Source organism: Ralstonia flaminis (assembly GCF_958415495.1).
Classification (GTDB): Bacteria; Pseudomonadota; Gammaproteobacteria; order Burkholderiales; family Burkholderiaceae; genus Ralstonia; species Ralstonia flaminis.
In genome coordinates, this window is record NZ_CATZLL010000046.1 from 1 (window position 1) to 531 (window position 531).

The 531-nt window shown below is 54.8% G+C and carries 1 protein-coding gene; it reads right to left on the reverse strand.

The window, feature by feature from the left end; genetic code table 11:
* Positions 1–143 precede the first annotated feature (143 nt).
* The coding region (locus tag R2N11_RS26375) for an acyltransferase family protein (RefSeq protein ID WP_430715486.1) at positions 144–531 on the reverse strand (388 nt) is incomplete at its 5' end.

The window sequence follows — 531 nt, forward strand, 5'->3', positions numbered from 1 at the left end:
GTACGCAGATGTAGTGCACCGCGCCGAGACGGTGTAGCATACGAACACTGTATATCCATCCAGTTATCCTGGGCTGGTGGAGCTAAGTGGATACCCCACATATACAAACAGTGTTGGGGTTGCGAAGGCGAAATTCCACACACTCAGGTGGTTGCCGTAGAAGCAAAGGACGAGCTTACGATGCTGCGCGCTGCAGCCTTGCCGAGGCGATGCGTGGGCATTTCCACAAGCTTGTGCGTGATCCAAGCAAGGAGAAGTGCTATCGCAGTCTGCAAACCAAGGGCCGCTAATGGCGGAATACCTTCATCAATCATCCAACGTATGCCCAAGTAGCCCATCGTAGCGTGCAGAGCATAAAGCGGGTAACTTACGTTAGCCAAAAAGCGCATGACAGGGCCGCCGTTCCATCCAGGGGCAAAACGGTACAGATGGGCTGCTGCCGGTTCAGTGGACACCGACCTAAGCTTCTCGAGCTTGCTCAAACTGTATCGGACTGACGTAGCCGAGCGTCGAATGCCTGCGCGTCGGATT